Here is a 21435-nt window from a genome sequence, read left to right as displayed (position 1 = left end):
TCGAGGCATACCGCCAGTCAAGGCAGCACGGTGTTGCCGGCACGTATGCGGTTTTCGATATGCCGACGATATGCGCCGACTCGTAGCCTCGAAGCATGCGTGTGTTGATTGTCGAGGACGAACCGTATCTGGCGGAAGCCATCCGCGATGGCCTGCGCCTGGAAGCGATCGCAGCCGACATCGCAGGTGACGGTGACACCGCTCTGGAACTGCTGAGCATCAACGCCTACGACATCGCCGTCCTCGACCGCGACATCCCCGGACCGTCCGGTGACGAGATCGCCAAACGCATCGTCGCCTCCGGCAGCGGCATGCCGATCCTCATGCTCACCGCGGCCGACCGTCTCGACGACAAGGCTTCCGGATTCGAACTCGGCGCCGACGACTACCTCACGAAACCGTTCGCACTCCAGGAACTCGCGCTCCGGCTCAGAGCACTCGACCGTAGACGCGCCCACAACCGGCCACCCGTGCGAGAGATCGCAGGTCTGCGACTGGACCCGTTCCGCAGAGAGGTCTACCGGCACGGCCGCTACGTCGCGCTGACCAGGAAGCAGTTCGCCGTGCTCGAAGTCCTCGTCGTCGCCGAGGGCGGGGTCGTCAGCGCCGAGGAGCTGCTGGAGCGGGCCTGGGACGAGAACGCCGACCCGTTCACCAACGCCGTGCGCATCACGGTCTCGGCACTGCGCAAGCGGCTCGGCGAACCCTGGATCATCGCCACCTTGCCGGGCGTCGGCTACCGCATCGACACGCAGCCGGACGCCGGACACGAGGGAGGCGAGCGTGGATAGGACACGTGGGATGAGCGTTCGCCTCAAACTCACCCTCAGCTACGCCGGGTTCCTCATGCTGGCCGGCATCTTGCTGCTCGCCGCCGTGTGGTTGTTCCTCCTGCGTTACGTCCCCAACCGCGCGATGCTCACCAACGCCGATGACGACAGACTCACGGATGGTGTGTTCCCCATCCGGTCCGTCCTCCTGAATGTGTTCGCACCGAGAGCAGCCGCAGTGATGGTGTTCCTGCTGGTGTTCGGCCTCGTGGGAGGGTGGATCCTCGCCGGCCGCATGCTCGCCCCCCTGACCCGGATCACCAACGCCACCCGCATGGCCACGAACGGATCACTCTCCCACCGCATCCGGCTGCCGGGCCGCAAGGACGAGTTCCGCGAATTCGCCGACGCCTTCGACACCATGCTCGAGCGGCTCGAAGCGCACGTCGCCGAACAGCAGAGATTCGCGGCAAACGCCTCTCACGAGCTGCGCACCCCGCTGGCGATCTCGAAGGCGCTCCTCGACGTGGCCCGCACCGATCCGAACCGCGCCGACGGCGAACTCATCGACCGCCTCCACGCCGTCAACACCCGAGCGATCGACCTCACCGAGGCACTGCTCCTGCTCAGCCGCGCCGAGCAGCGGTCCTTCACCCGCGAACACGTCGACCTGTCCCTCATGGCGGAAGAAGCGACGGAAACACTCCTTCCCCTCGCGGAAAAGCACGGCGTCAGGATCGAGACCAGCGGCGAGATCACCCCCACGATCGGATCACAGGCGCTCCTGCTGCAGCTGACCACGAACCTCGTGCACAACGCGATCGTCCACAACCTGCCCGAACGGGGCGCTGTCTGGGTCAACACCAGCGTCGGCCCCACGACCGTGGTGCTCACCGTCGAAAACACCGGCGAGCAGGTCACCCCAGAGCTGGCCTCGACACTCACCGAACCCTTCCAGCGCGGCACCGAGCGCATACGCGCCGATCACGCAGGCGTCGGCCTCGGCCTGGCAATCGCCAAAACCATCACCCACGCACACGACGGAACACTCACCCTCACCCCGCGCTCCGCCGGAGGCATCCGCATCACCGTGGAACTGCCCGCGACAGGGCAGGAGTCCGAAATCTCCGCAGAAGGCGCCGTCGCTATTTAGGAACACCGAGTTCACTCGGACAGCGATCGTCACCGGCATGGTGACGTCGGTCTGCTGCGCGGCTGCCCGGCCACGGGAAAACCGGGTGGGACGGCCCCTTCGCCGGTGCGCTAAAGGCTCACTTAAGCGCTTCTCGCCGCGGTCCTCTGCGCGACGTAGCATCTTTCGCAGGTGGCTGGTGCTGACATTTGGGGGACCCTTGGAACGACCTGACGACCGCCTGGCATCCGCCCTGCGGTTCTCGACGGAAATCGTCGCCTGGGTGGCCACCCCGTGGGCGTTGTCCCGCTCCTCGTGGGTGCTCGCCGTGCTGTCGGTGGTGGTGCTGATCGGTCTTCCGACCGTCTTCGGCACACCGGGCGACAAGCCGATGCAGCAGATGGTCGCGGTTCCGGGCGTGGTCACGATCCTGCTTGTGCTGCTCCAGCTCGTCGCAGCCGTGGTCTCCGCCTGGGTTGTCTGGCCCACGTGGGCGGCAATTGTCGTGTCTGTCATGGCACTTGTCTGCCTCTTCACGGAACGCGAGCGTTGGCGGTGGCTGCTGTCCCGTGGCCGATGAGGCGGTTCGGTCAACAATGCTCCACGATCGGTGAGTTCAATCTTCGGGTGGGTCACTCGACGGCATGGGCCGTCGACGGCGCCATGGAGCCACCGGGCGTCCCCCGGCAACGCGAGGTACGTCCGCATGCTTCTTAGCGTGAAGCCCGAGATCTGAGCTCGCCGAACGTGCGGGTGATGGCACGGCGCGGGTGTCGTGTGCTCGGCGAGGTGGCCCGAAAGAGACGGCCGGCGGCACGGTCACAAGCGCCAAAGGGGCCTCAACGCCTCCGAGACCATGGGTGCGTTGGGTGCGTTGGGTGCGTCAGGAAATGAGTGTGAAGCTCGCCCGGTAGACATAGCCCGGCATGGCGGGGGTCCACGCGAAGCCGTGCCCCATGGTGAGGATGTCTGAATGTCCGTCGGGATGGTCCAGGTCGTTCATGACGTAGCTGATGGAGTACGAGATCGTGGCCGGAGTCGACCCCGACCACTCGTAGCAGCTGAGGTTCACCGGGTGCTCGTCGAAGTCCCGCACGGCCGTGGGGTTGTCCGGACTGAGGTAGATGTGGCGGATGTACTGCGGAAACGCGGACCAGTCCTGGCAGATGACCTCGGTTGTCTGAGGCGTGGCCGAGGCGGTGGGAGCCGGGGCTGTCAACGGGACGCCGAGGGCGGCGGCAACAGCCAGCAGAACAGCAGGTCTACGCATGGTCAGCTCCGTGGATATGCCGATGGGCCACTCATTGTGACAATGACCGCCGTCTTCCACAGGACGGATTCGAGCCGCTTGCCTTGATGGCCCGTCAGTACTTGACCGTGATCGCGTCGATCATCTACTTCTTGGTCTGGCTGGGGGCGACAGCTTCTATGGACCCGAGTCTGATCACCGTCCTGGTGACTTTCGTGGGTGGGCCGGCCGACGGTCGAACTGAGCATCTGCCGCTGCCCGAGGCGACGGGCAAGGTCACCATCGATGGGGTGACCGACTACCAAAGGACGGTCGCCGACGAATTGGCAGGCTGGCAGCGTGCCCTGGCGCACCGGTCCGAGCTGACGATCCGGTCCACGTGGACGCAGACCACCGCTTCTTTCCCGACAACGGCCAACCCACCCCGGCGGAGTATGCGAGTCCAGGACATGTTGACCCCGCGGTCGTGGACGAGCTCGCGACCTGGCTGGCGCGACGGTAGAGGCGGGCATGCCCTTACGGCTCGGTCGGCGCATGCCGTGGAGCGGGCGATGCGTGCTCAGTTGCCGGGCGGGCCGGGGGAGCGGGGGCATCGGCAACACCTGGTCGTGGCAGTGCTGCCGGGCGGAGCCCCCTTGCGCGGCGGGGTGAGCGATGCGGCGCGGCGGTGGCGCCGACGGATTCGCGCTGCCCTGTGCCGCACGGCCGACGCACGTGTGGCGCCGGCCGTGCGGGGGCCCGGGACGGTCAGTCGTTGTTGTCGCCGTCTGTCCGGCCGCGCTGGCGCAGTGAGATCCGGTTGCCGTCGGGGTCGATTGCCTCGATGCGGATTCCGAAGGGGTAGTCCTCCGGTGCGCTCTGGTCGAACTGCACTCCGCGGTCGCGCAGTATGACGAAGTCCTTCCTCAGGTCGTCCGATTCCAGGAAGACCGGGCCGGGCGTGGCGCCGGGCTGCGCCTCGGCCGGCTGTCCCGCGGCGGCCGGGTGCGGCCACAGGACGCACTCGAGGGGGCTGCCGGGGATGCCGACGGTGAGGAAGCGTCCGGAGGGGCCTCGGTAGTCGATGCGCTTTTCCAGTCCGAGCTGCTGGGTGTAGAACCGCAGCGCGCGGTCCTGGTCGGTGACGTAGAGCGTCACGTACATGACGTTGGTCAGCATGGTGGTGTCCGTCCTGTCTCCCGGTGTGAGGGACTTCGTGGCGAGGGTGGGCCGGTCGCGGAGTCCGGGCCGGTTCTTTGCCCCCGCAGGATGGGGTCGGTGTGGCTTTGCCACCTCCCTGACGGATCCCAGCGGGGGAATGTGACGGCAGGCGAGAACGAATTTTGCGGGCCGCGGGGTAGAGGAGCCTGGACGAGCTGGGCAAGAGTCTGGCGTGCTCCCGTCATGCCGCGCGTCCTGGCCCTGGCGGGTGCACTGCCCGACCTGCTGATCGTCGTGCTGACAAGGCGTCCCACCCAGCTTCCGGGAAGACGGCGGTACGTCAGCTGCTGCGGGAGGCCGAGGAACGGTGGCACGGCCTGTTCGCCCGGGACGGCAGACGCCTGGAGTGCGCCGCACGGGACACAGCGGCCGATGCCCTGGTCCTGGGCGTGCCCGTGTCGGAGGTGCTCGGCATCCTGCTGGACAACGCCCGGATACACGGGCGCGGCACCGTCCGGATCGCTGTGCGGGACCTGGACGGTGCCCTCGCCTTCGACGTGAGCGACGTGAGCGACGTGAGCGACGTGAGCGACGTGAGCGACGAGGGCGCCGTGGCGGGCGAGCCGGCCTGGCTGTTCGACCGCGGGCACAGCGGGGGCGGACAGGGAGCGGGCATCGGCCTGGTTCTCGCCCGGGACCTGGCCGTCCCGCTCGGCGGCAGGCTCTCCCTGACCAGTGCTTACCCGGCCACCTTCACGCTGATCCTTCCCGTCGATCAGGACGAGGCGCAAGGGGCGCCTGGGTGAGACGGCCGTCTCGCATCGTCTTCCCGGTCGCGGCAGCTCGGGGATGCGCATCGCGAAGTGGCTCGGCGGTGCGGTGTGGATCGGTTCCCGGCACTGATGTACCCGAAGATCGCGTGCTGGCACCACGTGAAGCCGTCCACGCACGTCGTGCCCCAGAACCAGCCGTGGACCACCACGCCCCGCGCGTGCCCGGCCCGGTCCAGCGCCTCCTAGCCCCTGACAGCGGTCAACACGTTCTCCTCGAAGGGGCCGCCCTTGACCGTGACCTCCTTCACCGTGCCGATGCCCTTGACGTAGTACTTGTTGTCCACGACCCCGGGCTCCAGCGGCGTCCATTCCTTCGTGCGCAGGGCCCCGGTGAAGGTCTTGTACGGGACGGACACGCGCGAGGTCAGGTCCAGGATCTGGAAGCGGTCCTCCGCCTGGCCGGGGTAGTACTCCTGCTGTCCGGCGGCGCCGGGGACGGGGTGGGCGGGCAGGAAGATGCCCGGGCGGGCGCCGTCACGGCCGGCGCGCCAGGTGCCCTCGGTGGAGAGCATGTTGCCGTGGGCATCGAGTTCGGCGGTGTCCTCGCCGAAGTACCAGACGTTTCCGGCGGCGTCCTGGGTGTAGTAGTCGCGGGTTGCCTCGTGGAGAGTGCGGCCGGTGTAGAGGCGGTCCTCGACGACGCGGCAGGGGATGCCGGTGATCTTCTCGGTCTCGCGGGTGGCGGTGAGGTACTCCGTGGACTTGGCGCCGTCCTTGATGCCGCTGTAGACCAGCGTCCGGCCGGGCGGCAGCGGGAACCACGGGTTGTCGACGGTCGCCGAGAAGCTGCGGGGAACCGGGCTGGTCGTCGCGGGCGCCGCGGAGCGGTGGTTCGAACTCCCCGAACTCCCCGAACTCGACGAACAGGCCGTCAGTACGCCCGTGGCCGTGCAGCCGGCGGCGACGGTGAGGACCAGTGCTCTGCGTGCCATGCCTTTGCCGATCATCGGGACTCCCTCGTGGAACTGTGGCTTCGAGCCTGCTCGCGCGTGGCTAAGGGGACCCTGAAACGGCCCCCGCGAGTCCCCGAGGGGGCTGCTCTGGTGTACTCAGCGTCCCCTTAGCCACCCCCGCTACGCTGGACACAAGCGGGGCCTGCGCGAGGAGGCGCCATGCGGATTCTCGTGGTCGAGGACGAAGCGCCCATGGCGGAGCTGCTGCGGCGCTGTCTGGCGGAGAACGGCTTCGCCGTCGACGTGGCCGCCACCGGCGAGGACGGCCTCTGGTACGCCGGGGAGACCGACTACGACGTGATCGTCCTGGATGTGATGCTGCCGGGCACCGACGGATTCGGCGTGCTACGTGAGATCCGTGCCGCCGGCCGGTGGGCGCCCGTCCTGCTGCTGACCGCGCGGGACGCCGTCGAGGATCGGGTGCGCGGACTGGATCTGGGCGCGGACGACTACCTCGTCAAGCCCTTCGCGCTGGCCGAGCTGCTGTCCCGGTTGCGCGCGCTGATGCGCCGGGGCGCCCGTGAACGGCCCGCGGTGCTCACCGTCGGCGACCTCACCCTCGATCCGGCGACCCGTTCCGTGGCTCGCGACGGAACTCCGGTCACGTTGACGGCCAAGGAGTTCGCGCTGCTGGAGTGCCTGATGCGGCGGCCCGGCCAGGTGTTGTCCAAGGCCGAACTCATCGAGCACGTATGGGACTTCACCTTCGACGCGGACTCGAACGTCGTGGAGGTGTACGTCGGCTACCTCCGACAGAAGATCGACCGTCCTTTCGGACGACAGTCGCTGCGCACCTCCCGGGGCGCCGGCTACTGGCTGAGAGACGACCGCAGGGAGCACGCGGATCATGCGCGGCCCGTCAGCTAGGCTCCCCGTCCGGCTCCGCCTCACACTCGCCTTCTGTCTGGCGATGGCGGTGGTGCTGACCGCGCTGGGCGCCTTCCTCTACACCCGGATGGGTACCGAGCTGACCCGCGCAGTCGACCTCGACCTACGCGCACGGGCCGCGGCTACCGTCAGCTCGCTGGCCCAGCGCGAACGGGCCCCGCTGGACGCGGGCCGCGGACTCATCGACCCCGACGAGTCGTTCGGCCAGATCCTCACGCCGCACGGCGACGTCGTCGAGACGACCCCGGCCGTCGCGGCCGCTCCCATGCTGCCGCCGGGCACCACACGAACCGTCACCAAGCCGGTCTTCCTCAGCCGTCATGTCGTGGGCATCGACGACCCCGCCCGGCTGCTCGCCCTGCCCGTTCGCCTGCCGGGGACGGTCGCACAGCCCGCAGTTCTCGTCGTCGGTGCACCGCTCGGTGACCGCGCGGAGGCGCTGGACCGGCTGCTGCTCCTGCTGCTCATCGGCGGCCCGCTCGCCCTGGCGGCGTCCTCGTACGCGGGCTGGCTGCTCGCTGGCGCGGCCCTGCGACCGGTCGAGCGCATCCGCCGGGAGGCCGCCGCGATCTCCGAGACCGAGCTCGAACGGCGCCTTACCGTCCCGCCGACCGGGGACGAACTGGCCCGTCTCGCGCGCACCCTCAACGCCATGCTCGCGCGCCTCCAAGAGGCGCTGGAACGCGAGCACCGCTTCATCGACACCGCAGGACACGAACTGCGCACTCCGCTGGCCCTGCTGCGGGCCCAGCTCGAACTGGCCACGGCTCGCCCGCGCGGCCGCACCGAACTCGAAGCCGCCATACGCTCCGCCGCTGCCGAGACCGACCGCCTCGTCGGGCTCGCCGAGGATCTCCTTGTCCTTGCCCGCACTCGACAGGGCCGGCTCCCGCTGCGCCGCGAACCGGTGTCCCTGCCGCGGCTGCTCACCGACGCGGCCGAGGCGTTCCGCGCCCGCGCCACCGCCGAGGGCTCGACGGTCACCGTGGAATGTGCCGACAGCCGCGAAGCGACCGCCAACCTCGATCCGATACGGCTGCGCCAAGTCCTGCACAACCTCCTGGACAACGCCCTGCGACACTCCGGCCCCTCCGGACCGGGCCGCATCACCCTCGGCGCCGAACACGCGGACGGCGTCGTGCACTTGTGCGTGCACGACCATGGCCGGGGCTTCCCGCCCGACATGCTCGCCGGGCCGCCGCAGAACCCGAGTCCTGACGGGGGTTCCGGCGGGCTCGGCCTCGCCATCGTCGGGACGATCGCCGCGGCCCACGGCGGCCAGGTGAGCCTCGCCAACCACCCGTCAGGCGGGGCCCTCATCACCGTAAGCCTGCCCACCGCGTCAGCGCAGTCCGGCGGTGCCAGCGCCGGAGTGCAGCGGTCGGCTCGCGGATCGGACCAGCCGAGGTAGCCGACGAGCGTGGCGCACACCGCTGCGGCGAAGGGCGCGGTGGTTGTGAAACCGATGCCGAAGGGCACGTCCATGCCGAGCCGGTCGGTCAGCGAGGCGCCGAGAGGGCGGGTGCGGAGGTACGAGGCTCAGAACGCGGCGACGGCGTTGAGCCAGGTGAAGCGGTGTAGCACGCACGGTACGAGATCGCTGCGCCGAAGAGCAGTGCGGAGTCCACGAATCCGACGTCGAAGCAGAAGCCGGTCAGGCGGGATTACGACCGCTCGGTGGCCGGCAGCGTCGGGAACGCCTCGCGCAGAGCCTCACGCGAGTCGCGGATCGGCTCGACGCCGACGGCCGACCAGCGGCCGTGGCCGAGGACGCTCTAGGCGGACCGGGGAGGGCCGGGGCGGGCAGACGAGGAGGCCGCGGAGCGTGTCGGCGACCGCACGATCGTCGCGCACGCAGTTGGGCGCGCCGCGCCAGCATCCGCCGGTGCGTCCGGTCCGGCCGCGTTGGCGGCACCCGGCGGGGAGGTGCCGCAGCGGGTGCGGGCCCTGCTGGCCCCGCCACCCCCACACAGGAGCCTGCCCCTGGTGGCGGATGGCCTGCTGCTGGCCGCGTGCTGCGCGAGCCTCGCCAATGCCGCGTCCGACAGTGATCGGATGGTGGACAGTGCCGAGTGCGCGGCGCAGGCCGTGACTGCGAGCGGACCATCGGCGGCGGACCACCCGCAAGGGCCCGACTTCCGGCGGAGGGCTCACGATCGCCCGGACGTTCAGGAGGACCGCCGGTAGTGGGGCGATGCCGGGGTCTGGCAAGGGAGCGGGGCAGCTGCGCTGGTTCAGGTCGCGAATAGCCCGCGGCCGAGCCAGTCCTTGCTGTCGCGGACTCCGGGCAGGGCGCAGAAGTAGCCGCCGCCGGTAGGTGAGATGTAGTCGACGAGGGGTTCGTCGATCCCGCGGTCGTAGTTGTAGCCGCGGCGCCAGGATGCGGGAGGCGCCGGTGGCGATGGTGCGCGGGTTGGCGAGGCGTATGTGGGCGTCGATGGGGATCGTCGTGCCGTGCGGGTCCTTGGCGTAGTGCGGGATATCGGTCTCCTTGGCGCCGTCGAGCGGAGCGCCGGTGTCCTTGCGGCGGCCGAACATCTTCTCCTGCTCGGTGAGCGAGACCCGGTCCCAGAACTCGACCAGCATGCGGATGATGCGGATGACCTGGTAACTGCCGCCCCTGGCCCAGTCGGGCTCGCCGTCGGGGTCCCCGACCCAGATCAGGCGGCTGGTCTCGCGAGCCGAGGTGACGTCGGGTTGGCGATGCCGTCCTTGAAGCCGAGCAGGTTGCGCTGGGTGCCGGTGCGGCGCGGGGCGTTCTGGCAGCCGTCGATGCGCCACTTGATCTGCATGGCACTGTGGGTGTGCCGGGCGATGTTGCGCAGCGCGTGCAGCACGGTGTCCTGCCTACCGGCGCAGATCTGCAGCGAGAGGTCGCCGTTGATTAGGCTCTTTGGATTTCGGCAGATTCGCTCTGCCCACCACATATTTGGTTGTTGAACCGTGTGGGGAAAATTACGAGCAAGAGCACGTGTGAGTGGCCCGGTCGCGGATGCTTGACCTCGTCGATGCTCGTCTAGGCTGACACGATGGGGGTCGTGTGGGAGCGGTGGGGCAGACAGCCGGTGTGGGCGAGGTGGGCGCTCGCTGTGTACTTGATCGGGTTTCTCGTAGGGACTCGCACTCACGTTGTTGATGTGGCCCGGGACGGTGTCCACGCGTATGCGATGTTCCCTCAGGTGCCCTTGCAGGTGTTCTTCGTCAGCCTGGTGGTCCTCGATCCGCTGGTCATCGTGCTGGTGGGACTCGTACGGCGAGACGGAATCTGGCTGGCGGGCGCTGTGATGGTGCTGGATGTGTGCGGCAACTGGTGGGGCAACTGGCACTGGTTCCACGATGATCCGTCGAAGTTGCTGGTGCTGGTGCCCCTCACCCTCTTCGGCATGTTCGTCCTCCTGTCCGTAGTGCCCCTGCATCGCGCGGTGGCTGAGACGGCGGGCAGGTCCGAGATGTCCCTGCCGTCTGCGTGACAGGGCATGTTGCGGCGCCGGCGATGCGCGGCGAGCAACCGGGAGAGGTGCACCACGATGTAGCGCGGGACATCGAGCGTGGCAGCAAAGGTGACTAACGTGAAGCCTCTGTTCAGCGGACGATCTTGTGGTGAGAACCGTCCTACCAGGGGCTCCCCGTGCGTCTGCTCCGTCGCCGACTGGGAGCGACATGTCAACGAGCAACGCTCTGCCATCGGGCAGGGGGTTGCTCGAGATGGTCTGTTTCAGGATGCCTTTTGGTCGGCGGGTTTCTCGATCTCGGTGGTCACCCGTGCTCCTCGGAAGAGCACCGGGAGCCACAGGAGACATGCCAGCAGAGGGACCGCGGCGTAGGTGGCCATGCCCACACTGGAGCCCAGCCCGTCCATGAGCGCGCCCAGGACGAGATAGCCGATGCCGATGAGCGCCGACTCCACGAAGGCGATCATCGACAGCAGGCTCGCCCGGTGGCGCGACGGCACGGCCTCGTTGAACACGTTGTCCACGATCACGGCGGTGATCTCGGGAATCCCGACCAGGACCAGGAACGCGGCGATGGTGACCCAGACAAGGCCGAGGCCGCTGAGGCCGAGTGCCGCGGCGAGCGTCAGGAGAGACACCGGGACGATGACCCGATACCCGATGCGCCGATCCGCGCGGTCCGACAGCAATGGAGTGAGCCCGCCAACGAAGAATCCCGCCGATATGACCACGCTGACCCATGCGGTGCCCGCTCCCTGATCGGAGAGGGTCTTCTGCGTAAAAATGATGTACGGCGTCAAAGTCGCATGCATCAATCCGGACACCACGACAAGCGTCACGAGCGCCGGCGTGCCGACCCGAAGCATCGCCCGCCACGCTGTGGCGTCGCCGTGCCCCTCCTCGGCTCCGTCCTGCTCGTCCACCGCGTCCGCGCCGCGGATCTCGGGCACCCGTGACATCAGCACCACCACGGCCAGGACGAGGCACGCCGCCGAACCGACGTAGACGACTCCCCAGGAGATCTGCTGCAGTTGGCCGCCGAGGACGATGGCGGCTCCCGAGGTGACCGTCCCGAGCGTGGTGAACCGGGACTTGATCTTGACGTAGCCGGCCGTTGCGCCACGACGCACGAGCAGGTCGTACAGCAGGGCGGTGTCCGAACCGGATACACACGCCATGCCCACGCCCTGCCCGATGAACAGCGTCAGGAACACCCAGTAGTTGGAGAACGTCCCCTGGCCGAGCAGACATCCAGCTATCAGCATCTGGCCGATCACGATGCTGGCACGCCTGCCGATTCGGTCGGCGATGAATCCCGTCGGCAACTCCGCAAGTCCGCTGACCAGGTAGAGCAGTGTCTGAAGCAGGGCCACTTGCCCGGCGGAGAAGCCTCGCTGCTGAAGGAAGAGGACGAATACGCCGCGCTGGAACAGGGTGTTGGCGAGCACGGCGTATACGTAGAACGGGCGCGTGACACTTCGTGCTGCATCGTCGACCGCAGCCGACCCGCCAGGGGCCTCCGTGGTGCTGGTCATGCTGCGGGCTCCCTGGTGACTCCGGTGATCATTGGTGTTGGGCCTCCGCCGCCGCCCGGAACCTCCAGTCCATACTTCGCGCAGGATATGGGGCCCGACCATCCGGGAACCGTTGCCAGCGCAGCGGTCATCTTCACAGCCCGCAAGCACGGCCTCAACCCCATTACCGCCCTGCGCGACCTCTTCGCTGGAAACGTCCGGCTGCCGCCCGCTCACACGTAATCAAGCACCTGAGCAGTCACCCTCGATCCACCGCGTGAACTCCGGTGATCCTTTTCGGCCGGTTTCGGGAGACTTCTCCAGTCCGAGGCAGCGCGAGTCGCCGGGTGGCCGTCCGGGCGGGGTCTTTCGGGTCGTGGGCGCGGGCAACGCCGACCACAACGCGGCCTGGAACATCTGCACCTGTACCGGACGGGCCACGCGCTCATCCCGGCTGCCGGGAGGGCAGTCGTCAGGCGCGCTCGCCGCGTCAAGTCCGCCACCGCAAGGTAGGCAGAAATCTCCTCTGCTTTAGCTGGGAGAGCACTTCAACGCCGGGTCAACTGGGAGTCACACGATCTCAGTCGAGGCCGTCCGCTCCTCGGTCCCGCACGAGCTGATCGGCACCCGGGTCTGGGTCCGCTTCCACGGCGACGAGCTGATCGTCACCGCGGTCGGCGGGGACGGGGCGGCCCACGAGGTCGCCCACCACCGTCGCGGCCGGCCGGGCGACCCGTCTTGGACGCGCGCAGCACTACCCGCCGCACGACGGCACTCGCACCCCTGGTGGGGCGCATCGGCGTCACTTGACCTAGAGCGCCCTCCAAGTCGTAGCGTCCCGGACATGACTACTCCTCAGCACGCCATCGGCTCCGGGTTCGATGCCAGCAGCACCGCGGCTGATGTGCTGCGCGGGATCGACCTGGCCGGTCGGCTGGCCGTCGTCACCGGCGGTTACTCCGGGCTCGGGCTGGAGATCACCCGTGCGCTCACCGCCGCGGGCGCCCATGTCGTCGTCCCCGCGCGCCGCCCCGACGTCGCCCGCAAGGAGCTGGACGGCATCGAGAACGCCGAGGTCGACGCCCTTGACCTCGGCGACCTCGACAGCGTCCGTGACTTCGCCGAGCGCTTCCTCGCCACCGGCCGGGCCATCGACATGTTCATCGGCAACGCCGGCGTGATGGCCTGCCCCGAGACTCGCGTCGGCCCCGGCTGGGAGGCCCAGTTCGCCACCAATCACCTCGGCCACTACGCCCTGGTGAACCGTCTCTGGCCGCTGCTGAAGGCCGCCGCCGACGGCGCCCGCGTCGTCGCCGTCTCCTCCTCCGTGCACCGCCGCTCCGCGATCCGCTGGGACGACATCCAATTCGCCACCGGCTACGACAAGTGGGAGGCGTACGGGCAGTCCAAGACCGCCAACGTCCTGTTCGCCCTCCACCTGGACACGCTCGCCCAGGAGTCCGGCTCCGGCGTCCGCGCGTTCTCCCTTCACCCCGGCGGGATCCTCACGCCCCTGCAGCGCCACCTGCCACGCGAGGAGATGGTCGCGGCCGGCTGGATCGACGAGGAGGGCAACCTGACCGCCTCCCACTTCAAGGCCCCCGAGCAGGGCGCCGCGACCGCCACCTGGGCCGCGACCAACCCGAAGCTCGCCGGGATGGGCGGCGTCTACTGCGAGAACAGCGACATCGCCGAATCGTTCGACCCCGACATCATGCCGGCGACCACCGCCGGTGTTTGCGACTACGCCGTCGACCCCGAGCAGGCCGCCCGCCTCTGGACACTCTCCGCGGAGCTGACAGGCGTCAACGCCTTCGCCGGCTGACAAAAGATCAACAGGCCCCGCCGAACGTGGCGTTCGGCGGGGCCCTATGCGCTGTCGCCGCTCGGAGAAAGACCCGGTTCAGCCTCCGAGGCGGTGTGCAAGGTGGAGCAGATCCGCCAGGTGCAGCACCCGTCCGTCGAAGCCGGGGAGGGGGACATGGAGCGGCTGGGTCCAGCGGGCGGGGATGGCATCCAGCCCGTGGTACGCCCCCGCGAGGCCGCCGGTCACCGCGGCGACGGTGTCCGTGTCGCCGCCGAGGTCGATCGCCGCGCGTATCGCGTCTTCGAAGCTGGTGGTGGTGCGCAGGGCCCAGACGGCGGAGCCCAGGCAGGGCCAGACCGCGCCGTTGAACTCGGTCGCCTGATCGGGGTGCCAGTCGGGCGCGAGGACGGTGGCGTAGCGGCCCCGGTGGTCGGGGTGGACAAGAGTCAGGATGTCCGGGAGCGCGGTGAGGGGGTCCGTGTCCTCGAACGTGACACGGATGAGTTCGTGGAAGATCGCGGTTCCTTCCCAGGCCGCGCGGTCACCGTGGGTGAGGGCAGAGATGCGGCGGGCTGCGTCCATGGTGGCTTCTCGGCCGGAGGCCGCGAAGTGGACCGCGGAGGTTGATGCCCGCATCAAGGAGCCGTTTCCCGCTGCTCGTTGGTTGACCTGGAAATGAATCGCGGCGGCGAGGTCCCAGGGCATGCCGTTGGTCAGGACGTCTTCGGTCTGCAGGCCGATGTCCTTGGGGCCCGATGCTGCCCACCGCTGGAAGCGGGCGAAGATGTCCGGCAGATCCAGTCCGCCCCGCTCCAGCAGCGACTCCGCGACCAGGACGGCCATCTGCGTGTCGTCCGTGGCCTCACCGGGGTCCCAGCCACCGCCTCCGCACATCTCGCCGCCCACACCAGGCGCGGGAAACCGCGCGGAGAACGCTCCCTGGGGACCGAACTCGAAGGGGCCGCCCAGCGCGTCACCCACCGCTGAGCCGACGACCGCGCCGGCGGCCCGCTGAATCCGCTTCATCCGCGCAGATTATCTGTGCCGCGCCGGCGGCCGTGCGGCCCTGTTTCCTTCTTCGGCTCCCTGAACCATCGCCAGGCCACCTCGCCGCCCTGGACCACATCCTCGCCGACGGCGACCGCCTCGCCCCCGACGACGAGCACTTCCGGTCCCGCATCCCGCCGCCCGCACAGCCCGCGCCCGGCGAGAAGACCAGCGGGCGCACGGAGGCGAACCTGCGTCGGCTGCGGCAGGAGAACACCGACCTGCGGCGCACCCTGGAGCTGTACGAGGAGGCCACCCGGCAGGTCGCGCTCGAAAACGGCGCCCTGCGCCAGGGCGCCGCCGTCCTGCCTCTGCCCGTGCGCGCCTGACAGACCCTGAGGTGCCCGTCTCATACGAAGACCGGACCTAGCCGACGGCGCTTGGCGACGAGCGGTCGCTGTTTCACGACACGGGCACCGCCGATACTGGTCTCCGGACGCTTGGCGTTGATCCGGCGAAGAGCGGCCGGAGACTCGTAGACCCCTCACCGCTGCGTCGTGATCGGCGAGGGCGGCTGTCGTCGTGAGGGTGCGGTCAGGCCGCGAAGGAGGCAAGCAGCTCGTTGTACTGCTTGGCGGCGGTGGCCAGGTCCTCGTCGGCGAGGCCGAAGGCGGTGCCGTACAGCTTGACCATCGGCTGGATGTCGAACTGGCACAGCCGCAGGGTGGCGTGCCAGTTGCTGAGAAGCGTTTCGATGGTGGCCTGGTTCGAGCCTTCGGGGGTGTAGTGGTCGGCGGGGACGCCGGCGGTGACGGCGACGATGGCCTTCTTGCCGGCCAGCTGCGAGGAAGAGCCGTCCATGGTGAAGGCCCAGCCGAGGGTAAAGACCCTGTCCTGCCATTGCTTGAACAGAGGGGTGGTGTTGTACCAGAACACCGGGTGCTGGAAGACGATCACGTCGTGTTCGGCCAGCAGGGCCTGCTCGGCGTCGGCGTCGATCTGGAAGTCGGGGTAGGCGGCGTAGAGGTCGTGCACGGTGACATGGGCCAGGTCGCGGACGGCGTCCACCAAGGCCTTGTTGGCCTTCGACTGAGACAGGTCGGGGTGACCTATGACAAGGAGAACCTTGGACATGATGAGGAACCTTTTCAGTGATCAGTGAATGGGTGTACGGATGCGGGTTGGCCGGGCTGGTCAGGAGAAATCGCCGGGGTGCGGGATCACCGGTCGATGCTGGCCATGTTCGCCTCGTCGTGGCGCTCGCCCGCGGCCGGCGCGAGGTTGTTCAGGCGGTCGAGCTGAGCGGGGGTGAGTTCGATGGCGTCGGCGGCGGTGTTCTCTTCGACGCGTGCGACCCGCCGGGTGCCGGGGATGGGGGCGATGTCGTCGCCGCGGGTCAGCAGCCACGCCAGCGCGGTCTGCGCCGGGGTTGCTCCGATCTCGGCGCCGACGGCCTGCACTTCGTCGACGATGCGCAGGTTGCGCTGGAAGTTCTCACCGGTGAAACGCGGGTTGGTCTTGCGCCAGTCGTCGTCGGCGAAGTCGTCCACCGTGCGGATCTGCCCGGTCAGCAGGCCGTGCCCGAGCGGCGAGTAGGGAACGAATCCGATACCGAGGTCGCGCAGCAGCGGGAGGATCTCGGCCTCGACGTCGCGGGTCCACAGCGAGTATTCGGTCTGCAGCGCGGCCACCGGGTGCACAGCGTGTGCCCGGCGGATCGTCTCGGGACCGGCCTCGGAGAGGCCGATGTGGCGCACCTTGCCCTCGGCGACCAGTTCGGCCAGCGCGCCGACGGTCTCCTCGATAGGCGTGTTCGGGTCGACGCGGTGCTGGTAGTACAGGTCGATGTGGTCGGTGCCGAGCCGCAGGAGCGAGCCTTCGACCGCGGCCTTCACGTTGCCGGCGCTGCTGTCGATGACGCCGGGGCCGTCGCCGGCGTGAGAGACAAGACCGAACTTCGTCGCCACGACGACGTCATCCCGGCGGCCCTTGATGGCCTTGCCGACGATTTCCTCGCTGTGGAAGGGGCCGTAGATCTCGGCGGTGTCGATGTGGGTGACCCCGAGGTCCAGCGCCCGGTGGACGGTGCGGATCGACTCGGAGTCATCGAGCCCTCCGCCCGTGGTGTACGTCCCGGCCATGGTCATGGCTCCCAGGCCGATGCGGGAGACATCGAGTCCGCCCAGTGATACGTGCTGCATCAGGTACTCCTTCGTGACGGCCGTCAGGCCGGTCGGTGGTCATGATCAGTGGGGTGTGCCACTAGCTGATGGGCCGTGCTTCGGTGGTCCGCGCTGCGGGCGCGGGCGCTGTTGCCGGGTGGCGGATCAGCGCCGTAGGTGCACCCGGCGGCTGCCGGCCGCGGCCGCAGCGTGGTGCTCAGGCGTGGGCGTCGTCGTAGGTCAGGGCGCTGCCCAGTTCGCGGGAGGCCTCGGCCTGGGCGAGGAGTTCCTTCGCCTTGGCCTCGGCGGCCTCGATGGCGTCCGCGCCGGCGACGAAGCGCTGCAGGGGCTTGTCCTGTCCGGCGATGGTGAGCAGGGCGCGGGCGAGCTTGGCGGGGTCGCCGGGCTGCTGGCCGTTCATGCTCTTCATGCCCTCGATCCTCGGGGCGGTGCGCGGGGCGTAGTCGTCGATGGACAGCTCGGGCCAGTTGGTGGAGCCGTCGACGAGGAGTTCGGTGCGGAAGTAGCCGGGCTCCACGATCGTGGTGTGGATGTTGTACGGCTCGACGTCGTAGCGCAGCGACTCCATCCAGCCCTCTTCCGCGAACTTGGAGGCGGCATAGGCGGAGGTGAATTCCATGCCGACCAGGCCCGCGGTCGAGGTGATGGTGATGACGTGGCCGGCACGCTGGCGCCGCAGGATCGGCAGGACGGCGCGAGTGACGTTCATCGGGCCGAAAACGTTCGTCTCGAACTGCCGGCGCATCTGCGCGGGCGAGATCTCCTCGAAGTAGCCGGTGTAAAGGTTCCCGGCGTTGTTGATCAGGACGTCGATGCGGCCGAACCGGTCGACGGCTGCCCGCGCGGCGGCCTCGGCATCCTCCAGGCTGGTGACGTCGAGCCTGGTGACCAGCAGGTTGTCCTGCGGCCCGCCCAGCGTTTTCTCGACCTCCTCGGGGCGGCGCCCGGTGGCGACGACCTGGTGGCCTGCGGCGAGGGCCTCGCGGGCGATGTCCGTGCCCAGACCGCGTCCGGCACCGGTGACGAGAATGACCTTGCTCATGGGGGTTCCTTTCAGGCGCCGTGATCCGGCACCCGCTGTGTGCGGGGTGATGCATGCAGCGCCGACAGCGCCGCAGAAAGGGCTGGGACCGGCGGCACAGGCGCCGCCCTGTCCGGGCCGTTCACACCGCCGTGGGCGGTGCACCACCAACAAAACCCGGTGTCACGCGAGTGTGGGAGTCTCTTATGAGGGGGTCACTGACAGGGACCCCCAACCTGGCGGAAGCGCTCGTAGAGTGAGGCGCATGGCAGGCAGAAACGACCCACAAGACGGCAACCGCGACATCCGTGACGATTTCCGCGCGGAGATCCGGGAATTCCTCGGCACGCGACGGGCCAGGGTCACCCCCGCGCAGGCCGGACTGCCCCTCTACGGCGGAGAGCGCCGACGGGTCACCGGGCTGCGCCGCGAGGAGGTCGCCCTGCTCGCGGGCATCTCCAGCGAGTACTACACCCGGCTGGAGCGCGGCAACGCCACCGGCGTCTCCGAGAGCGTCATCGACGGCATCGCGCAGGCACTGCAGCTCGACGAGGCCGAACGCATCCACCTGCTCGACCTCCTGCGCGGCGCCGGCACAACCCGGCCGCGACGCCGCCGCCCGGCCCAGCAGCGCATCCGGCCCGCGGTGCAGCGCGTCCTCGACTCGATGGCCGGCACACCTGCTTTCATCCTCAGCGGACGCGGGGACATCCTGGCCGCCAATCACCTCGGGCGCGCCCTGTTCTCACCGGTCTACGCCGACCCGGCACGGCCGCCGAACAACGCCCGGTTCGTCTTCCTCAGCCCGCACGCGACCGAGTTCTTCCGCCACTGGGACGAAGTCGCGGGCGACACGGTCGCCATGCTGCGCGCCGAAGCCGGCCGGGATCTCTACGACCGGCGGCTGACGGACCTGATCGGGGAGCTGTCGACCCGCAGCGAGGAATTCCGGCGTCGCTGGGCGGCCCACAACGTCCGGATGCACACCACGGGCGTGAAACTCCTCCACCACCCGGTCGTCGGTGACCTCGACCTGCCCTTCGAAACTTTCCCGCTCCCCGACGGTCCCAGCCAGTTCCTCCTCACCTACACCCCCGAGCCCCACTCGCCCTCGCAGGACGCCCTGAACCTGCTGGCCAGCTGGGCGGCGACCAACGACGACATCGAGCGGTCCGCGCCGGCAAACGACTCCCAGTCCGCCGACTCGGCCGAGACACCCGACTGAACGACGAGCCGCGCGAGTCGATCTGCGGCGGGTCATGCCGCAGGGGGCGAGAACGGCAAGCTGCCCAGGCGTGCGCCGTCGGGGACCGGCTCAACCGTCTTGGTGCGGAAGAGGAGTTGATGGCGGACAGGCCCGCTCTGGTGACGGTGTCGCCGTCGGGCCGGAGGGCGACGCCGTCGTCTTCGGCCGGGAGCCGTCGATGGTGGCCAGGGCGGAGATGCTGGGCCAGCGGGGGGCACCGGTTCGAGGCGCCGTGGCCGGCTGAGCAGTGGCGGCGTGACCATCGGGCCGAACGGGGCAAGGCGACGCGGGAGTTCGACGACTTCGAGGGCTTCGAGCCGTTCCAGTGTGCCGCTGGGCTCTTGGCGTGGAGTGTGCGGTTAACGGCAGGGAAAGTCGCGGCGTAGTCCAGTACAACCAACCGTCTGTCTGGTGAGTCGTACGGGGCGGCGTGAGGACGTATACGCCGGTGCCGTATGGGTGTTCCGCTCCCAGGCCGCCGGTGTCACGGCCAAGGGCTTCTTCTCCGTCTACGTCAGGACAATCATGGCTTCCCGTTCCCTTCCCCGGCGCCGCAGACGGCTCGTCCTCGCCACCGGTATCGCCCTGGTCGGCGGTGCCGTGCTGGTTCCCGTCGTCAACGCCGCCGCCCCGGCCGCGACGACCACCGTCACCACGCCGAGCGCCAAGCGCCTGCACGACGACTTCAACGGCGACGGCTACTCCGACGTGGCGATCGGCGCGCCGGGCACCGCGTTGAAGGGACAGGCGAAGGCGGGGGCCGTCAGCGTGCTGTACGGCTCGTCCAGCGGGCTGTCGACCTCGCGCAAGCAGGTGCTGACCTGGCCGAGCCGGTCTACGGCGCAGCCGCAGACGCGCTACGGCAGCGACCTGCAGAGCGGCGACCTCGACCGGGACGGCTACGCCGATCTGCTCTCGCTCGTGGACATGTCGCCGGTCAGCGGCTACGACGGACGTTTCCTGGCCGTCAACTGGGGCGGCCCCAAGGGGCTGTCCGCCACGCCCGTCCTGCTGAGGAACGTGCCGGCGAACTCCCGTGGCGCCTTCGTAGTCGCCGACGTGGACGGGGACAAGAAGCCGGACGTGGCGGCGTGGGGCGACGACTATGGCGATGAGACCACGCCGGGTGACGGCTCGGTGCTGCACGGCCCGTTCCGGCGGGACGGCGCCAGCGCGAGGACGACCCGGTTCACCCTCTTCCCCGGCGAGGAGTGGTACGCCCTCGCGATGGCCGCCGGTGACGTGACCGGCGACGGCATCGCCGATCTGGCCGTCAGTGCCCGGCAGTTGGACGGCGAGATCGGTACCGGCGGGGTGGCCCTGCTGGTGGGCGGTCCTTCCGGGTTCACGTACAAGGGCCTCCTCAAGGACGCCCAGGGCCGGCTCATCCGCGGCGACGACGTCGAGATCGGCGACCTCGACAAGGACGGTCACGCCGAGATCGTCGTCGGCCACTCCGTCGACGGCACCGACTACGACGTCGGCCTCCCGATCAAGGGCGGTGCGATCGCCGTCGTTCACGGCGGCCCCAACGGCGTGTCCACCACCCGCAAGCCGGTGTGGATCAACCAGGACACCGCGGGCGTACCGGGCGTGGGGGAGTGGCATGACGGCATGGGCTCGGGCCTGTCGATCGGCGACACCAACGGCGACGGCTACCTGGACGTGGCGACCGGCCTGCCCGGCGAGGACTTCGACGGCCTCACCGATGCCGGCACCGTGCTGGTGCTGCGCGGCAGCGCGAACGGTCTGACCACCACCGGCATCAAGTCGTTCAGCCAGAACACCGCCGGGGTACCCGGCACCGCCGAGAAGCTGGACCGGTTCGGCAGCGAGACCGCCCTCGTCGACGCCGACGGCGACAAGAGGAACGGCCTGGTCGTCGGCGACTGGGCGGAGAACGCGAACAACGGTGCCGCGTGGGTCTTCTCGGCCACCTCCAGCGGCGTCACCGCGAGCGGTTCCTTCTCGTTCGGCCCGTCCACCATGGGCCTGCCCGCGACCGGGGCCCTGTTCGGAGCCTCGGTGGCCGACTGACGGCGACTACATCCCCGTACGAACGCAAGGTCTCTGCCCGCACATCGTGACTCCTCCCGGGCGTTCATGCCGGGGAGGAGTCACGTCGAAGCGTCCTCCGCATGGAGCTGACCGACGATGCCGCCCGGCGCAGGGTGCTGGGTTCTGGGTTCCGGGTGGTGACGCCGGCGCCGCGCCGGCCGAACGCGCGCATCTTCCCAGCCCCGGCCGGGGAGGAGGTCCG

At 69.2% G+C, this 21435-nt stretch carries 19 protein-coding genes and 5 pseudogenes; 15 read left to right on the top strand and 9 right to left on the bottom strand.

Annotated elements, in window-relative coordinates:
• Window positions 1–95 precede the first annotated feature (95 nt).
• The 3 genes from AB5J56_RS02685 to AB5J56_RS02675 all read left to right on the top strand — a co-directional run bounded on the left by AB5J56_RS02685 (window position 96) and on the right by AB5J56_RS02675 (window position 2482).
• Window positions 96–791 carry a response regulator transcription factor gene (locus AB5J56_RS02685; protein ID WP_369229603.1) on the top strand — a complete coding sequence of 232 codons (696 nt, stop codon included), beginning with the start codon at window positions 96–98 and terminating at the stop codon, window positions 789–791.
• A 10-nt stretch (window positions 792–801) separates the two neighbouring features.
• The gene (locus AB5J56_RS02680) at window positions 802–1923 is read left to right on the top strand and encodes a sensor histidine kinase (protein ID WP_369229600.1); all 1122 of its coding nucleotides are present in this window, start codon (window positions 802–804) and stop codon (window positions 1921–1923) included.
• A gap of 199 nt (window positions 1924–2122) precedes the next feature.
• Entirely contained in the window at window positions 2123–2482 is a 360-nt protein-coding gene (locus AB5J56_RS02675) for a hypothetical protein (RefSeq protein ID WP_369229598.1), read from the top strand.
• Window positions 2483–2785: 303 nt separating this feature from the next.
• Here the strand turns inward: AB5J56_RS02675 and AB5J56_RS02670 are convergent, their stop codons facing one another.
• On the bottom strand, window positions 2786–3172 hold the full coding sequence (locus AB5J56_RS02670) for a hypothetical protein (protein ID WP_369229597.1): 387 nt from the start codon (window positions 3170–3172) through the stop codon (window positions 2786–2788).
• 726 nt (window positions 3173–3898) lie between these two features.
• Window positions 3899–4309, bottom strand: coding sequence for a VOC family protein (locus tag AB5J56_RS02665; RefSeq protein WP_369229595.1), 411 nt, complete (start codon window positions 4307–4309; stop codon window positions 3899–3901).
• A gap of 431 nt (window positions 4310–4740) precedes the next feature.
• Between AB5J56_RS02665 and AB5J56_RS02660 the strand changes: the two genes are divergently transcribed.
• The gene (locus AB5J56_RS02660; protein WP_369229593.1) at window positions 4741–5097 is read left to right on the top strand and encodes an ATP-binding protein; all 357 of its coding nucleotides are present in this window, start codon (window positions 4741–4743) and stop codon (window positions 5095–5097) included.
• A gap of 209 nt (window positions 5098–5306) precedes the next feature.
• Here the strand turns inward: AB5J56_RS02660 and AB5J56_RS02655 are convergent, their stop codons facing one another.
• Window positions 5307–6071 (bottom strand): hypothetical protein, encoded by a 765-nt coding sequence (locus tag AB5J56_RS02655; protein ID WP_369229591.1) that lies wholly within the window; start codon window positions 6069–6071, stop codon window positions 5307–5309.
• A gap of 165 nt (window positions 6072–6236) precedes the next feature.
• On the opposite strand from AB5J56_RS02655, the gene AB5J56_RS02650 reads away from it, so the two are divergent.
• The 3 genes and pseudogenes from AB5J56_RS02650 to AB5J56_RS02640 all read left to right on the top strand — a co-directional run.
• Window positions 6237–6944 (top strand): response regulator transcription factor, encoded by a 708-nt coding sequence (locus AB5J56_RS02650; protein WP_369229589.1) that lies wholly within the window; start codon window positions 6237–6239, stop codon window positions 6942–6944.
• Entirely contained in the window at window positions 6925–8376 is a 1452-nt protein-coding gene (locus AB5J56_RS02645; protein ID WP_369229587.1) for an ATP-binding protein, read from the top strand. Before AB5J56_RS02650 ends, AB5J56_RS02645 begins: the two co-directional genes overlap by 20 nt.
• Before the next feature lie 392 nt (window positions 8377–8768).
• Window positions 8769–9152: pseudogene (locus AB5J56_RS02640) on the top strand (M56 family peptidase); the annotation flags it as partial.
• Window positions 9153–9199: 47 nt separating this feature from the next.
• On the opposite strand, the pseudogene AB5J56_RS02635 reads toward AB5J56_RS02640, so the two are convergent.
• Window positions 9200–9847: pseudogene (locus tag AB5J56_RS02635) on the bottom strand (Dyp-type peroxidase); the annotation flags it as partial.
• Window positions 9848–10144: 297 nt separating this feature from the next.
• Between AB5J56_RS02635 and AB5J56_RS02630 the strand changes: the two are divergent.
• Window positions 10145–10435: a hypothetical protein gene (locus tag AB5J56_RS02630; protein WP_369229585.1), complete on the top strand. Its 291-nt coding sequence runs from the start codon at window positions 10145–10147 to the stop codon at window positions 10433–10435.
• A 245-nt stretch (window positions 10436–10680) separates the two neighbouring features.
• On the opposite strand, the gene AB5J56_RS02625 is transcribed toward AB5J56_RS02630, so the two are convergent.
• The gene (locus tag AB5J56_RS02625; RefSeq protein ID WP_369229583.1) at window positions 10681–11952 is read right to left on the bottom strand and encodes an MFS transporter; all 1272 of its coding nucleotides are present in this window, start codon (window positions 11950–11952) and stop codon (window positions 10681–10683) included.
• Between the two features lie 361 nt (window positions 11953–12313).
• Between AB5J56_RS02625 and AB5J56_RS02620 the strand changes: the two are divergent.
• The 3 genes and pseudogenes from AB5J56_RS02620 to AB5J56_RS02610 form a co-directional block, all read left to right on the top strand.
• Window positions 12314–12444: pseudogene (locus tag AB5J56_RS02620) on the top strand (RNA-guided endonuclease TnpB family protein); the annotation flags it as partial.
• Between the two features lie 39 nt (window positions 12445–12483).
• A pseudogene (locus AB5J56_RS02615) lies at window positions 12484–12667 on the top strand (IS21 family transposase); the annotation flags it as partial.
• A gap of 108 nt (window positions 12668–12775) precedes the next feature.
• On the top strand, window positions 12776–13756 hold the full coding sequence (locus tag AB5J56_RS02610) for an SDR family NAD(P)-dependent oxidoreductase (RefSeq protein WP_369229581.1): 981 nt from the start codon (window positions 12776–12778) through the stop codon (window positions 13754–13756).
• Window positions 13757–13834: 78 nt separating this feature from the next.
• On the opposite strand, the gene AB5J56_RS02605 is transcribed toward AB5J56_RS02610, so the two are convergent.
• Window positions 13835–14764, bottom strand: a complete 930-nt coding sequence (locus AB5J56_RS02605; RefSeq protein ID WP_369229579.1) for an ADP-ribosylglycohydrolase family protein — start codon at window positions 14762–14764, stop codon at window positions 13835–13837.
• A gap of 32 nt (window positions 14765–14796) precedes the next feature.
• Between AB5J56_RS02605 and AB5J56_RS02600 the strand changes: the two genes are divergently transcribed.
• A complete protein-coding gene (locus tag AB5J56_RS02600) occupies window positions 14797–15114 on the top strand; it encodes a hypothetical protein (protein ID WP_369229577.1) in 318 nt (105 codons plus the stop codon).
• A 205-nt stretch (window positions 15115–15319) separates the two neighbouring features.
• On the opposite strand, the gene AB5J56_RS02595 is transcribed toward AB5J56_RS02600, so the two are convergent.
• The 3 genes from AB5J56_RS02595 to AB5J56_RS02585 all read right to left on the bottom strand — a co-directional run bounded on the left by AB5J56_RS02595 (window position 15320) and on the right by AB5J56_RS02585 (window position 17950).
• Window positions 15320–15859, bottom strand: coding sequence for an NAD(P)H-dependent oxidoreductase (locus tag AB5J56_RS02595; RefSeq protein WP_369229575.1), 540 nt, complete (start codon window positions 15857–15859; stop codon window positions 15320–15322).
• 86 nt (window positions 15860–15945) lie between these two features.
• A complete protein-coding gene (locus AB5J56_RS02590) occupies window positions 15946–16926 on the bottom strand; it encodes an aldo/keto reductase (protein WP_369229573.1) in 981 nt (326 codons plus the stop codon).
• A 178-nt stretch (window positions 16927–17104) separates the two neighbouring features.
• Window positions 17105–17950, bottom strand: a complete 846-nt coding sequence (locus AB5J56_RS02585) for an SDR family oxidoreductase (RefSeq protein ID WP_369229571.1) — start codon at window positions 17948–17950, stop codon at window positions 17105–17107.
• A gap of 244 nt (window positions 17951–18194) precedes the next feature.
• Between AB5J56_RS02585 and AB5J56_RS02580 the strand changes: the two genes are divergently transcribed.
• The 3 genes and pseudogenes from AB5J56_RS02580 to AB5J56_RS02570 all read left to right on the top strand — a co-directional run bounded on the left by AB5J56_RS02580 (window position 18195) and on the right by AB5J56_RS02570 (window position 21212).
• Window positions 18195–19154, top strand: a complete 960-nt coding sequence (locus tag AB5J56_RS02580) for a helix-turn-helix transcriptional regulator (protein WP_369229569.1) — start codon at window positions 18195–18197, stop codon at window positions 19152–19154.
• A gap of 74 nt (window positions 19155–19228) precedes the next feature.
• Window positions 19229–19561: pseudogene (locus AB5J56_RS02575) on the top strand (hypothetical protein); the annotation flags it as partial.
• Between the two features lie 25 nt (window positions 19562–19586).
• Window positions 19587–21212 (top strand): FG-GAP-like repeat-containing protein, encoded by a 1626-nt coding sequence (locus tag AB5J56_RS02570; RefSeq protein ID WP_369229567.1) that lies wholly within the window; start codon window positions 19587–19589, stop codon window positions 21210–21212.
• The last annotated feature ends 223 nt before the right edge of the window (window positions 21213–21435 follow it).

Origin of the sequence: Streptomyces sp. R21 (assembly GCF_041051975.1) — a bacterium.
Classification (GTDB): Bacteria; Actinomycetota; Actinomycetes; order Streptomycetales; family Streptomycetaceae; genus Streptomyces.
Note: the sequence above shows the minus strand (reverse complement) of the source record. Positions and strands in the feature narration are given on the sequence as shown.